Source organism: Lentzea kentuckyensis (genome assembly GCF_002150765.1).
In the GTDB taxonomy this organism is placed as follows: Bacteria; Actinomycetota; Actinomycetes; order Mycobacteriales; family Pseudonocardiaceae; genus Lentzea; species Lentzea kentuckyensis.
Window position 1 is genome coordinate 77,232 of record NZ_MUYM01000005.1, and the last position, 13,195, is coordinate 90,426.

Annotated in this window: 13 protein-coding genes; 2 read left to right on the forward strand and 11 right to left on the reverse strand. The window is 68.0% G+C overall.

What is annotated here, in order from left to right; all coding sequences use genetic code 11:
- The first annotated feature begins 57 nt into the window (after window positions 1–57).
- The gene (locus B0F77_RS03865; protein WP_086661361.1) at window positions 58–939 is read left to right on the forward strand and encodes an SDR family oxidoreductase; all 882 of its coding nucleotides are present in this window, start codon (window positions 58–60) and stop codon (window positions 937–939) included.
- 1 nt (window position 940) lies between these two features.
- Here the strand turns inward: B0F77_RS03865 and B0F77_RS03870 are convergent, their stop codons facing one another.
- From B0F77_RS03870 to B0F77_RS03905, 8 genes are all read right to left on the reverse strand, one after another.
- Window positions 941–1,369 carry a heat shock protein transcriptional repressor HspR gene (locus B0F77_RS03870; RefSeq protein WP_245847813.1) on the reverse strand — a complete coding sequence of 143 codons (429 nt, stop codon included), beginning with the start codon at window positions 1,367–1,369 and terminating at the stop codon, window positions 941–943.
- Window positions 1,370–1,374: 5 nt separating this feature from the next.
- A complete protein-coding gene (gene dnaJ / locus B0F77_RS03875) occupies window positions 1,375–2,535 on the reverse strand; it encodes a molecular chaperone DnaJ (RefSeq protein ID WP_086661363.1) in 1,161 nt (386 codons plus the stop codon).
- A gap of 26 nt (window positions 2,536–2,561) precedes the next feature.
- Window positions 2,562–3,197, reverse strand: coding sequence for a nucleotide exchange factor GrpE (gene grpE / locus B0F77_RS03880; RefSeq protein WP_086661364.1), 636 nt, complete (start codon window positions 3,195–3,197; stop codon window positions 2,562–2,564).
- Window positions 3,194–5,059, reverse strand: a complete 1,866-nt coding sequence (gene dnaK / locus B0F77_RS03885; RefSeq protein WP_086661365.1) for a molecular chaperone DnaK — start codon at window positions 5,057–5,059, stop codon at window positions 3,194–3,196. The genes grpE and dnaK overlap by 4 nt, the downstream gene beginning before the upstream one ends.
- A 187-nt stretch (window positions 5,060–5,246) precedes the next feature.
- Window positions 5,247–6,083 (reverse strand): DUF4097 family beta strand repeat-containing protein, encoded by an 837-nt coding sequence (locus B0F77_RS03890; protein ID WP_143466549.1) that lies wholly within the window; start codon window positions 6,081–6,083, stop codon window positions 5,247–5,249.
- Window positions 6,084–6,163: 80 nt separating this feature from the next.
- Window positions 6,164–6,718: a hypothetical protein gene (locus B0F77_RS03895; protein WP_086661367.1), complete on the reverse strand. Its 555-nt coding sequence runs from the start codon at window positions 6,716–6,718 to the stop codon at window positions 6,164–6,166.
- Complete coding sequence (locus B0F77_RS03900; RefSeq protein ID WP_086661456.1) at window positions 6,715–7,314, reverse strand: TetR/AcrR family transcriptional regulator; 600 nt, start codon at window positions 7,312–7,314, stop codon at window positions 6,715–6,717. Before B0F77_RS03900 ends, B0F77_RS03895 begins: the two co-directional genes overlap by 4 nt.
- Entirely contained in the window at window positions 7,311–7,634 is a 324-nt protein-coding gene (locus tag B0F77_RS03905; protein WP_086661368.1) for a DMT family transporter, read from the reverse strand. Before B0F77_RS03905 ends, B0F77_RS03900 begins: the two co-directional genes overlap by 4 nt.
- 144 nt (window positions 7,635–7,778) lie before the next feature.
- Here B0F77_RS03905 and B0F77_RS03910 point away from each other — a divergent pair, with 144 nt between their 5' ends.
- Window positions 7,779–9,992: a (Fe-S)-binding protein gene (locus B0F77_RS03910; RefSeq protein WP_086661369.1), complete on the forward strand. Its 2,214-nt coding sequence runs from the start codon at window positions 7,779–7,781 to the stop codon at window positions 9,990–9,992.
- Between the two features lie 60 nt (window positions 9,993–10,052).
- Here the strand turns inward: B0F77_RS03910 and B0F77_RS03915 are convergent, their stop codons facing one another.
- The 3 genes from B0F77_RS03915 to B0F77_RS03925 are packed head-to-tail and all read right to left on the reverse strand — an operon-like array spanning window position 10,053 to window position 13,043.
- Entirely contained in the window at window positions 10,053–10,433 is a 381-nt protein-coding gene (locus tag B0F77_RS03915; protein ID WP_086661370.1) for a phage holin family protein, read from the reverse strand.
- 32 nt (window positions 10,434–10,465) lie between these two features.
- Window positions 10,466–11,752, reverse strand: coding sequence for an LPXTG cell wall anchor domain-containing protein (locus B0F77_RS03920; RefSeq protein WP_143466550.1), 1,287 nt, complete (start codon window positions 11,750–11,752; stop codon window positions 10,466–10,468).
- A gap of 13 nt (window positions 11,753–11,765) precedes the next feature.
- Window positions 11,766–13,043: a hypothetical protein gene (locus tag B0F77_RS03925; protein WP_086661372.1), complete on the reverse strand. Its 1,278-nt coding sequence runs from the start codon at window positions 13,041–13,043 to the stop codon at window positions 11,766–11,768.
- Window positions 13,044–13,195 lie beyond the last annotated feature (152 nt).

Here is a 13,195-nt window from a genome sequence, read left to right on the forward strand (position 1 = left end):
TGGTCTCATCACTCTGCTACGGTTGATGAGACCAAGTCCCATCACTTGAGGAGTGACATGAAGGTCTTCGTCACGGGTGCCAGCGGCCACGTCGGTTCGGCCCTGGTCCCGGAACTGCTGCGGGCTGGCCACCAGGTCGTCGGCCTGGCCCGCTCGGACGCCTCAGCCGCGAAGCTCGACGACCTCGGCGCCACCGTCCGGCTCGGCGATCTCGACGACCTGGACGGGTTGCGCAAGGGCGCGGCCGAGGCGGACGCCGTGATCCACCTGGCGTTCAAGCACGAGGAGATGTTCTCCGGGAACTACCAGGGCGCGTCCGACGCCGATCTCGCGGTGGTCCGCGCGTTCCTCGACGAGCTGTCCGGCACCGGCAAGGCGCTGATCGGCACCGGCGGCACGCTGTCGTACTCCGGTCTGGGCCGCACCGCCACCGAGGAGGAGCGGGTGCCCGACGACCACAGCCGCGGCACCGCCCGAAACCTGATCATCGACGCGCCGGACGTGCGCGGCGCGGTCGTGGTGCTGCCGCCGACCGTCCACAGTGAACTGGACACGGCCGGCTTCATCCCACTGCTGGTCAGAACCGCCCGCACCACCGGAGTTTCCGGCTATCCGGGTGACGGCACGAATCGCTGGTCCGCCACGCACACCCTGGACGCGGCGCGGCTGTACCGGCTGGCGGCGGAGAAGGCTCCCGCGGGCTCGGTGCTGCACGCGGTCGCCGAGGAAGCCGTGACGTTGCGGGAGATCGCGGAGGCCATCGGGCGGCAGCTGAACGTGCCGGTCGAGAGCGTCCCGGCGGAGCACTTCGGTCCGCTCGCGAACATGGTCGCGCGTGACGCACCTACCTCCGGTGCGCGCACGAAGGCGTTGCTGTGCTGGGAACCGCAGGAACCCGGCCTGCTCGCGGATCTGGAGGCCGGGTTCTACTTCGGGTAGTTCACTTGCGCGGCTTGGGCTTCCACACCACGAGCGCGGTCTCCTGCCGGATCGGGACCAGGTCCCGCCGGTAGGAGGCGTGCACCGCGGCAGCCGTGGAGTCGGCCGCCGCCAACGCCTGAGCGAGTTCCTGCTGCAGCTCGGCGACGCGCATCCGCAGGGCGTCGACCTGGTTCTCCAGCTCGATGATCCGCTTGATCCCGGCGAGGTTCACGCCCTCCTCCTGGGAGAGGCGCTGGACCTCGCGCAGCAGCACGATGTCGCGCATCGAGTACCGGCGCCCGCCGCCGGAGGTGCGGCCCGGGGAGACCAGGCCCATCCGGTCGTAGGACCGCAGTGTCTGGGCGTGCAGCCCGGACAGCTGGGCCGCCACCGAGATCACGAAGAACGGTGTGTCCTCATCAGTCCCGGGAGGGAAGGGAAAACCCACCGAACTCACCGCCCTTCAAGGAGTGCGTTCAGATCGCCGCGCGGGTCGTCGCCCTTGGTCACGTCCGCGTACGCCTCAAGGGCCTTGCGGGCCTCGGACGACATGTTGTTCGGCACCGTGACCTCCAGGGTGATCAGGAGATCTCCGGAAGTGCCGTCGCGCTTCGTGATCCCCTTGCCCCTGGCCCGCAGCACCCGCCCGGAGGCGGTGCCTGCGGGCACCTTCAAGGTCACCTTGCCGTCCAGCGTCGGCACGGTCAACGTCGTGCCGAGGGCCAGTTCGGTGAACGTCATCGGCGCGGTGAGCGTCAGGTCGTTGCCCTGGCGGCCGAACACGCTGTGCGGGTTGACGTGCACACGTACGAACAGGTCGCCGGACGGGCCGCCGTTGCGGCCTGGTTCGCCTTGTCCCGCAAGGCGAATCCGCTGGCCATCGGCGACACCCGATGGGATCCGCACGGTCAGCGTGCGGGTGCGGGTGCTGACGCCGTCGCCACCGCACTCGGGGCACGGGTCGTCGATGATCCGGCCGGTGCCACGGCAGTCGCGGCACGGCTCGCTGAACGCGAACGCGCCCTGCGACCGCGTGACCAGGCCGGAACCCGAACAGGTCGCGCAGACGTGCGGCGTGGTGCCCGGCTTGGCGCCCGAGCCGCCGCACGTCGTGCAGGCGGCGGGGGACGACAGGCGCAGCGGCACCGTCGCTCCCTTGACCGCCTCGGTGAAGTCGATGCGGACGTCGGTCTCGACGTCCTCACCACGACGCGGCCGCGTGGCCGAGCCGGCCGATCCGCCGCGCCGGTTGAACAGGCCGCCGAGCAGGTCGCCCAGCCCGCCACCACCGGTGCCCTGGGCGGCACGGCCGAACAGGTCGTTGACGTCGAAGCCGCCGGCGCCACCGCCGAACCCGCCGGGGAAGCCACCGCCGCCCGCGAACAGGCGGCGGGCCTCGTCGTACTGCTTGCGCTTGGCCGGGTCCGACAGCACGCCGTAGGCCTCGGACACCGCCTTGAAGCGGGCCTCGGCCTTGGCGTCACCGGGGTTCGCGTCGGGGTGCAGCTCGCGGGCGAGCTTGCGGTACGACTTCTTGATCTCGTCCGCCGACGCGTCGGAGGAGACACCCAGTTCGCGGTAGAAGTCCTTTTCGATCCAGTCCCTAGCACTCACCGGACGTCTCCTCCTTTCGTCTTTCGTCAGTTCTCTTCGGCCTGCGGCGCCGGCGCCGGCGCGGGCTCGTGGTCGGTCACCGCGACGAGCGCGGGCCGGACGAGCTTCTCACCGAACCGGTAGCCGCGGCGCAGCACGGCGGTGACGGTCGGTCCTTCGACGTCCGGGGACGTGCTGTGCTGCACGGCCTCGTGCACCGACGGGTCGAACGCCTCGCCCTCGTGCGCGAACGGCTCCAGGCCGGTCTTGGCCAACGTGGACACGAGCTTGTCCGCCACGGCCTTGAACGCACCGGTCAGGTCGCCGTGCGCGGCGGCCCGTTCGACGTCGTCCAGCACTGAGAGCAGCTCGCCGGCCACGGACGCCTTCGCGTTGTTGATCACCGCTTCCCGGTCGCGTTCCACCCGCTTGCGGTAGTTCGCGTACTCGGCGGTGAGCCGCTGGAGGTCCGCGGTGCGCTCGTCGAGCTGGGTCTTCAGCTCGGCGGCCACCTCGTCCACGACCTCAGCGACCAGGGGCTCGGAAACCGGAGCAGCGCCTTCCTCGTCGGTCGCGTGGGCCGGCGGCCGGACCTCTCCCGTCTCGGGGTCGATCCGGCGCCGGTCGTTCACGACGACCTGAGGCTGCTCCTCGTCAGGGGCGGCGTGCCTCGGCTCGGTCACTTCTTCTTTTCCTCATCCACGATCTCGGCGTCCACGATGTCGTCCTCGGCGGCGTTGGCACCGGCGCCCGCGGCACCCGGAGCGTCAGCACCAGGAGCCTCGGCGCCCGCGGCACCCGGAGCGTTGGCGTAGATGGCCTGGCCGATCGCCTGGGACTCCGTCGCGAGCTTCTCGACCGCCGTCTTGATGGCGTTGATGTCGGTGCCCTTGAGCGCCTCGTTCGCCTCGGCGATCGCGGCGTTGACCTTGTCCTTGATCTCGGCCGGGAGCTTCTCGTCGTTCTCCTTGACGACCTTCTCGGTCTGGTAGACGAGAGTCTCCGCCTGGTTGCGGACCTCGGCCTCCTCGCGGCGGCGCTTGTCCTCCTCCGCGTGGGCCTCGGCGTCCTTGACCATGCGGTCGATGTCGTCCTTCGGCAGCGCGGAGCCACCGGTGATCGTCATCGACTGCTCCTTGCCGGTGCCGAGGTCCTTCGCCGACACGTGGACGATGCCGTTCGCGTCGATGTCGAAGGTGACCTCGATCTGCGGCACGCCACGCGGGGCGGGCGGCAGACCGGTCAGCTCGAACATGCCGAGCTTCTTGTTGTGCGCCGCGATCTCGCGCTCGCCCTGGAAGACCTGGATCTGCACGGACGGCTGGTTGTCGTCGGCCGTCGTGAAGGTCTCGGAGCGCTTGGTCGGGATCGTGGTGTTGCGCTCGATCAGCTTGGTCATGATGCCGCCCTTGGTCTCGATGCCGAGGGACAGCGGGGTGACGTCGAGCAGCAGGACGTCCTTGACCTCACCCTTGAGGACACCGGCCTGCAGGGCGGCGCCGACGGCGACGACCTCGTCCGGGTTCACGCCCTTGTTGGGCTCGCGGCCGCCGGTCAGCTCCTTGACGAGCTCCGCGACGGCGGGCATGCGGGTCGAGCCACCGACGAGCACGACGTGGTCGATGTCGCCGACGGAGATGTTGGCGTCCTTGATCACGTTGTTGAACGGCGCGCGGGTGCGCTCGAGCAGGTCGTTCGTGATCCGCTGGAACTCGGCGCGCGACAGCGTCTCGTCGAGGAACAGCGGGTTCTTGTCGGCGTCCACCGTGATGTACGGCAGGTTGATCGAGGCGTTGCTGGAGCTCGACAGCTCGATCTTGGCCTTCTCGGCGGCCTCGCGGATCCGCTGCAGGGCCATCTTGTCCTTGGTCAGGTCGATGCCGTTGGCCTGCTTGAAGCGGTCGACCAGCCAGTCGACGATGCGCTGGTCCCAGTCGTCGCCACCGAGGTGGTTGTCACCGGAGGTCGCCCGGACCTCGACCACGCCGTCGCCGAGCTCGAGCAGCGAGACGTCGAACGTGCCGCCACCGAGGTCGAAGACCAGGATGGTCTGCTCCTTCTCGCCCTTGTCGAGGCCGTAGGCCAGCGCGGCCGACGTCGGCTCGTTGACGATGCGGAGCACGTTGAGGCCCGCGATCTGGCCGGCCTCCTTGGTGGCCTGGCGCTGCGCGTCCTCGAAGTAGGCCGGGACGGTGATGACGGCGTCGGTGATCTCCTCACCCAGGTACGCCTCGGCGTCGCGCTTGAGCTTCATCAGCACGCGCGCGCTGATCTCCTGCGAGGTGTACTGCTTGCCGTCGATCTCGTCGGTCTTCCACGTGGTGCCGATGTGGCGCTTGACCGAGCGGATGGTGCGGTCGACGTTGGTGACGGCCTGGTTCTTCGCGGGCTGACCCACGAGCACCTCGCCGTTCTTGGCGAACGCGACGATGGACGGGGTCGTCCTCGAGCCCTCCGAGTTGGCGATGACCGTCGGCTCACCGCCCTCGAGAACGGCGACGACGGAGTTGGTCGTCCCCAAGTCGATGCCGACTGCACGCGCCATTGGAGTTCCTTCCGCTAGTACTTGTTGAGTGGTGCTGGCTCAAGTTTGCCATCTCACCCAACCTTGAGCCTACCCGACTCAAGCTTTCTGACTGACCCAACGGCCGGGAAGATCTGGTTGTTCCCTCAGAACGCGCCGAAGGCCACCCCTTGTGGAGTGGCCCTCGACACAGTCGCCCTCGTCGAACTCAGACCCCGACGACCCTGACCTCTCCCGAGCCGCTGGTGAGCTTGAGTTCGAGCGACGCGTTCGGATCGGTTGGCACGTTGATCGTGCGATTCTCGTTGTCCGACGTCCCGCTGACCTTGTACGGACCCCCCGGCAACCGCAGGGTGATGTCGCCGGACCCGGTGTCGACCTGCACCGACTTGGCCGCGCTGAGCCTGAGGTCGATCCGGCCCGAGCCGGTGTCGGCGACCACCTGGTTCTCCAGCGCGGTGCCCTCGATGTCCCCGGAGCTGGTGTGGGCCAGCGTCTTGCCCTTGATCGCGTCCAGCTCGATGCGGCCGGAGCCGAGGTCCCCCGTCACGGTGCCGCCGACCCTGGTCGCCGTGAAGTCACCTGAACCGGTCTTCACCTTGACGTCCCCCGAGATGTCGCGGACGTTGACCCGGCCGGACCCGGTCAGGAAGTCGACGGACGCCACCCCGTCGAAGTTCACGTCGCCCGACCCGACCTCGCCGACCACCGCGATGTCGGCGTTCGGCACCACGATCTGGTAGTTGATCTCGCAGTCGTTCCCGCAGGTGTCCAGCACCAGGGTGGTGCCCTCGACGCGATGCGAGACGCCGGTCGGCTTGTTGTCCCTGCCGTGCTCGACCTTGCGGTGGATCCTCGTCTCGGTCAGGCCCTGCTGGTACCTGATCGACACGTCGCCGGAGCCGGTGAGCGCACGCACCGAGGTGAACTTCTCCGGGACGACGTGGTCGTCCTCGAACTCGTACTTCATGATGCGAATGCCACAGGACGACAGCACTGTGAGCACCGCCCCCACTACCAACGCCACCAGCGCCGTCCTCATCATGAGCACAAAAGTAGAGGTGGCGGCACTCAGCTACACGGCAGTCAGCCCCCGAAGGCAGGGTGGGGTTCTCCCTACCTAGTTCAGACGAGGTCTTCGAGCACTGCGCGGAGGGCTGGCGCGGTGCGCGCCGGGTCGTTCAGGAACTGCGACGACGCGAGGACGTGGGCCGGCGCGATGCGTTCCCACAGCAGGCCGTCGACCGGCACCTCGACGATGTGCAGCTCCACGCTCTGCGCCCATCGGCCGATCCGCGACTCGATGCCGCGCAGCACGTCGCCGATCGGCAACGCCGCGGGGCTCTGCACGCGGTGCAGCTGCTCGATGCCGGCCTTCAGCGCGATCACCGCGGCCCGGCTGGCCGGCCGGGTCAGCAACGCCTCGGCGTCCTCCGGCGTGGACGGCTCGGCTCCCCGCGTGCACGCGTCCAGCGCGTCGGCCCACCAGCCCGGCCACTCGGCGGTCACGGCGGCGCGGTCGACGCCCGCGGGCACCTGCACCGGCAGCGGCGGATCCAGGCCCGGCACGTGCGGCTCGACGTCGACCGACAAGGCCAAGGCGTCGCGCACGTAGAGCGCGGCCAACAGCCCGAGGCTCACCCCGTGGCTGATGCCGGACACCTCTCGCGCGAACTTCATGACTTCCATTGTTCCCTCGTCGCGGCGGTGAAATCGTCGCGGCCGCAGATCAAGAAGGACACGATTGGCTCCAGCTCGTCCTCGTTCGGCGCGACATCGGCTATCAGGCCCTGGATCAGCAGGCCGTCGACGGCCGCGAGGAGCGCCCGGAACGCCACCGGATCCGCCGGCCGGACCGCCTCGATGGCCAGGTCGAGCCACCGGCGCGCGGCCGCCCTCAACTCGGGGCGCCGGCCGGCCAGCAGGTACAGCTCGTACTCGGCGAGCGTGCGGCCGCGGTTCTCGTTCACGGCCTTGGCCAGGATCGTGGCGATCTCACGGGCGGTGCCACCGCTCGCGACGATCTTGAGCATGTCGTCGCACAGCGCCTCGGCCGACCACGTCAGCGTGGCGATCAACAGGTCGTCGAGCGTCGCGAAGTAGTAGGTCGGCGCCGTCGTCGGCACGCCTGCTTCACGGGCCACGCTGCGGTGCGTCACGCCGGCGAGGCCGTCGCGTTCGATCACGCGCAGGGTGGCCTCGACGATGGCCTGGCGCTTCTTCTCGCCGCGCGCCCGGCGGCCGTCGATCTTCGGACTGTCTTCGACTGCGGTCAGTGCGCCCTCCCGAGTTCGAGCGTCACCACACCTCCGATGATCAACGCCAGCCCGATGACCATCGTGGGGTTGAGGGTCTCGCCGAGGAACTTCCAGCCGATGATCGCAACGGCTGCCACGCCGATAGCTGACCACACGGCGTACGCGACGCCTACGGGCATACCCAACTTCAACGCGCGCGAGAGCGCCGTGAAGGCGATGGCGTAACCGACGACGACCACGACCGAGGGCCACAGTCTGCTGAAGCCGTCGGACAGCTTCAACGAGACGGTGGCGGCGATTTCACCCGCGATCGCCGCGGCGAGATACAGGTACAACACGGCGACCTCCGGCTGCTCAGGACAACTATCTGAACGATTGTTCCATAAGTTTTTGATCAAGTTCTGGATACTTGACCGGTACGCGAGGAGACACCGGCCACGTCCAAGTGGTTACTCGCCAGTAACGTGTCCTAGACTCCCGCCATGACCCTCCAGCTGGTTCTCGGACTCGTCGCCGTGGCGGTGAGCGTCGTCGCCTGGGGCGTGTTCGTCGCCGCCGTGCTGAAGCAGATCAAGATCATCAGGCTCGGTCAGCCGGACGGGACCCGTTTCGGGCCGTTCATGCCGCGTCTGAAGACGTTGATCGTCGAGTTCGTCGCGCACACCAGAATGGCGAAGTTCCGTTCGGTCGCCCCGTGGCACTGGATGGTGATGTGGGGCTTCCTCATCGGCTCCGCGGTGCTGTTCGAGGCGTACGGCGAGGTGTTCGACCCGCACTTCCACTGGCCGATCATCGGCACGTGGTCGGTCTGGCTGCTGCTGGTCGAGCTGCTGGGGCTCGGCACGGTCGTCGGTGGTGTGGTGCTCGCGATCATCCGCCAGCGCAACCACCCGCGCCGCGCCGACCGGATCTCCCGGTTCCAGGGTTCCGACTTCAAGTCCGCCTACTTCGTCGAAGCGGTCGTGATCATCGAGGGTGTCGGCATCCTGATGGTCAAGGCGTTCAAGCAGTCGAGCGGCCTCGAGGCCGCGCCGCTGTGGACGTCGTTCGTGACGCAGCCGCTCGCACACCTGCTGCCGTCCGCGCCCATCTGGGTGTCGGTGATGGCGTTGGTGAAGCTGCTGAGCGGCATGATCTGGCTGATCGTGGTCGGCCGGAACCTGACGATGGGCGTCGCCTGGCACCGGTTCTCGGCGTTCTTCAACATCTACTTCAAGCGCGAGGACGACGGCGGCGTCGCTCTCGGCGCCCTGAAGCCGATGATGTCCGGCGGCAAGGTCCTGGACCTGGAGGAGGCCGACCCGGACAAGGACGTGTTCGGCGTCGGCAAGGTCGAGGACTTCACCTGGAAGGGCGTTCTCGACTTCTCCACCTGCACCGAGTGCGGCCGCTGCCAGTCGCAGTGCCCCGCCTGGAACACCGGCAAGCCGTTGTCCCCCAAGCTGGTCATCACGCAGCTGCGCGACCACATGTACGCCAAGGCGCCGTACCTGCTGGCCGGCGGCTCGCGCGACATGGCCGGTGACGAGGTCGGCCTGACCGAGGACAAGTACGAGGACTACAAGAAGCGCCTCGAGTCCATCGACGTGCTGGCGATGGCGGAGTCCGAGCGCCCGCTGGTCGGCGGCCCGGACGAGCTGGGCGTCATCGACCCCGAGGTGCTGTGGTCCTGCACGACCTGCGGCGCGTGCGTCGAGCAGTGCCCGGTGGACATCGAGCACGTCGACCACATCGTCGACATGCGCCGCTACCAGGTGCTGATCGAGTCGAACTTCCCGACCGAGCTCGGCGGGATGTTCAAGAACCTGGAGAACAAGGGCAACCCGTGGGGCCAGAACTCCAAGGACCGCCTGGCGTGGACCGACGGCCTCGAGTTCGAGGTGCCGGTGTTCGACGGCGAGCTGGGCGACGCCGAGTACCTGTTCTGGGTCGGCTGCGCCGGCGCGTTCGAGGACCGCGCCAAGAAGACCACCCGCGCCGTCGCCGAGCTGCTGCACACCGCCGGGGTCAAGTACACGGTGCTCGGCCCGGAGGAGACCTGCACCGGTGACCCGGCCCGCCGCGCCGGCAACGAGTTCCTCTTCCAGATGCTCGCGCAGCAGAACGTGGAAGTGCTGAACTCGGTGTTCGAGGACCGGCCCACCGGTCAGCGCAAGATCGTCGTGACCTGCGCGCACTGCTTCAACACGCTGGCGAACGAGTACCCGCAGGTCGGCGGCACGTACGAGGTCGTGCACCACACGCAGCTGCTGAACAAGCTGGTGCGCGAACGCCGTCTGGTGCCGGTCGCGCCGGTCACCGAGGACGTCACCTACCACGACCCGTGCTACCTGGGCCGTCACAACAAGGTCTACGAAGCACCGCGTGAGCTCATCGGGGCGTCCGGCGCGAAGCTGCGCGAGATGCCGCGGCACGAGGAACGCTCCATGTGCTGTGGTGCCGGTGGCGCCCGCATGTGGATGGAGGAGCGGATCGGCAAGCGCATCAACGTCGACCGCGTGGACGAGGCGCTGTCCACCGCGCCGTCGAAGATCGCGACGGGCTGCCCGTTCTGCCGCGTGATGCTCACCGACGGCGTGACCGCGCGCCAGTCCGACGGGCTGGCCGGTGCGCACGTCGAGGTCGTGGACGTCGCGCAGATGCTGCTGGAGTCCGTGAAGCGGGGCCAGCCGGCCACCGAGGACGCGAACGCCTAGTCGTCGCAGGAGAAAGGCCCTCGGTCCCGTGTGGACCGAGGGCCTTCTTCGTCGGTGGGGTCAGTCGTTGTCGGTGATCTTGTCGTAGATCACGTTCAGCACCCAGCTGGTCAGAGCGACGATGATCGCGCCCCAGAACGCGGGCCAGAAGCCGTCCACGCGGAACGGCAGGTCGAGCTGTTCGGCGATCCACCCGGTGAACATGAACAGCAGCGCGTTCACCACGAGCCCGATCAGGCCGAGCGTGACCAGGTAGAACAGGCAGCCGAAGAACTTCACGAGCGGCTTCACGACCGCGTTCACCAGGCCGAAGATCACCGCGACGCCGATCAGCGTGAGGATTCTCGAACCGGTGGTGCCCTCGCCCAGGTCGATGCCGGGGAGGGCGGTCGACACCCAGACCGCCACGGCAGTCAGCAGCACATGCACCAAGATGCCCATGCCGCAGACTAACCGTGAGCGGTCCTATGTGGTCAGGAGCGTCGGCGGCGCGCCACGAAGAACGCACCCGTACCGGCCGCGAGCAGCAGCGCGCCCAGCCCGAGGAAGCCCAGCGGCGACGCACCGGTCGAGGCGAGATCGGAGTTGTTGCCCGCCTTGGCCACGGCCGGAGTCGTCGTGGTGGTCGGTACGGCGGTCGCCGAGGTCGAGGACGGCGCGCTCGGCTCGGCGGTGCTCTTCTCGACGACCTTGATCTTCGTGCTGACCACGTTGTTCTTGTGGTCGACGTCCGGCAGGCGCCCGTAGTTGAAGCGCACCAGCGCGTGCACCTCGTTGTACTTGACGTCGTTCAGCTCGACCTTGAGAGCGACCTCGATCTGCTGACCCGGAAGGATCTTGTTGACGACGGTGAAGTCGTCGTCGCTGCCCGGCTGCAGCTTCACGTTGTCGCTGTGCGAGACGAGCTTCGCGTAGAACGATCCCAGGACGAGGTCCGGGGCGACCGGCACGTTGCCCTTGTTGGAGAGCGTGAACTTGACGTCGATCTGGTCGCCGACGGTGTAGACGTCCTTGACCGGCGTGATCGCGGAGGCGAGGCCGATGTCGGCCTTGGCCTCGAGGTAGCGCAGGTCGACACGGTAGTTGCGGGCGCCGTCGTTGCCGGTGGGGAACTTGCGCGTGCCGGTCACCCAGTCGATGTCGCGATCGGACTTCGGCGCGGCCAGCGCGAGCTGGTTCGCGGTGAGGTCGGGTGCGACGACCTGGTACTCGCCCAGCGGCAGGTCGAGGCGGTACGCACCGTCGACGCCGGACCGGGTCTCGACGTTCACCTCGGTGCCGGAGTTCGACCTGCCCGTGACCTTGACCTTGCCCTCGTGGGTCTTCTCGTCCTCCTGCTTCTCACCGTCACCGTTGGTGTCGACGAAGGTGAAGCCCTCGACGAAGTAGCCGGCGAACGCGAAGTCGGCGTTCGCGTGGCTCTCCGAGAGGACCCACTCCGAGCGGTTGGCCGTGTAGTCGCCGAAGTCGAGGCCCACCGAGTACTTCGGCCCCTTGGGCAGCACCGCCTTGTACCGGCCGTCCGCTCCGGTGGTGGACTCCCACTTGATCTTGCGGGTGTCGAGGTTCATCGCCCAGATGCGCGTCCCGACCCTGGGGCTCTCGCCGGCGTCGGGCTTCCGGTTGGCGTTGCGGTCGAGGTAGACCAGACCCTCGATGGTGATCGTCTCGTCCTGCGCCGCGGCGGTCGTGGCCACGGTCGGCAGGGCTAGTCCGGCCGTCAGTACGACGGCGAAGAGCTTCTTCACTTTGTCCCCCAAGGACATTGGTGTGTCAGGAGCGGCGACGGCGGGCGACGAGGAACGCCGCGGCGCCGGCCGCGAGCAGCAGTGCGCCGAGGCCCAGGAAGCCCAGCGGCGAGGCGCCGGTCGAGGCGAGGCCGGAGTTGTTGCCCGCCTTGGCCACGGCCGGAGTCGTCGTGGTGGTCGGTACGGCGGTCGGCGAGGTCGAGGACGGCGCGCTCGGTTCGGCGGTGCTCTTCTCGACGACCTTGATCGGCAGGCGCACGATGTTGTTCTTGTGGTCGACGTCCGGGAACGTGCCGAAGTTGAAGCGCGCGATCGGCCACACCTGGATGAACGTGACGTCGTTCAGTTCGACCTTCAGCGTGACCTCGACCTGCTGCCCGGGAAGGATCTTGTTGACGGTCTCGAACTCGTCGTCCCTGCCGTTGAGAAGCTTGATGTTGTCGCTGTGGGATACCAGCTTCGCCAGGAACTCGGCCATGACCACGGACGGCACGACCGGCACGTCGCCCTTGTTCGTCAGCGTCACCTTGACGTCGATCTGCTCGCCGAGGACGTAGGAGTCCTTGGCCGGCACGACCGCGGCCGCGACGGCGATGTCCGCCTTGGGCTCGAAGTAGCGCAGGTCGACGCGGAGCGTGCGGTCGTCGAGCATCTGCTGGAGCTTGCGCGACCCGGTGAGCCAGTCGATGTCGTCGGCGTTCTTCTGCTCGGCCAGCGCGAGGCCGCTCGCGGTGAGATCCGGTGCGGTCACGGTGAACTCGCCGTTCGGCAGGTCGATCGAGTACGAACCGTCCGGACCGGACTGGGTTTCGAGCTCGACCGCGCGCCCGCCGGCGGCCTTACCGGTGACCTTGATCTTGCCCTGGTGGGTCTTCTCGTCGGCCTGCTTCACGCCGTCACCGTTGGCGTCGACGAAGGTGGAGCCGGTGAGGACGTAGCCCAGGAGGTTGAAGTCGGCGTCCGCTTTGCTCTCGGTCACGCTGTCGTAGCTGACCCGGTTGGTGCTGTACTCGTGTTCCCAGTTGGTCACCGAGTACTTCGGCCCCTTGGGCAGCACGGCCCGGTAGCGTCCGTCCGCGCCGGTGCCGAAGTCACCGACGGTCTCATTGGTGTCCTGGTTGATGACGCGCACACCAGTGCTGTTCGCACGGACGCTGTCGCCCGCGTCGAACGTGCGGTTGGCGTTGCGGTCCAGGTAGACCAGACCTTCGACGGTGATCGTCTCGTCCTGCGCCGCGGCGGACGTGGCCGCGACGTGCAGCACGAGAGCAGCCGTCATCGCGACGGCGAAGAACTTCCTCACTGATCCCCCAGCGTTCGATTCATCCACTTAGGACATCGGAACACTGGGGGCTCAGCGTTGCGTGATTCCAGTCACTCGGACAGTGGATAGCCGCCCATGCCGTACCCCTCCCTCTCGCGCCAGTTAGCACGATATCGGATAGTACGAGTTCG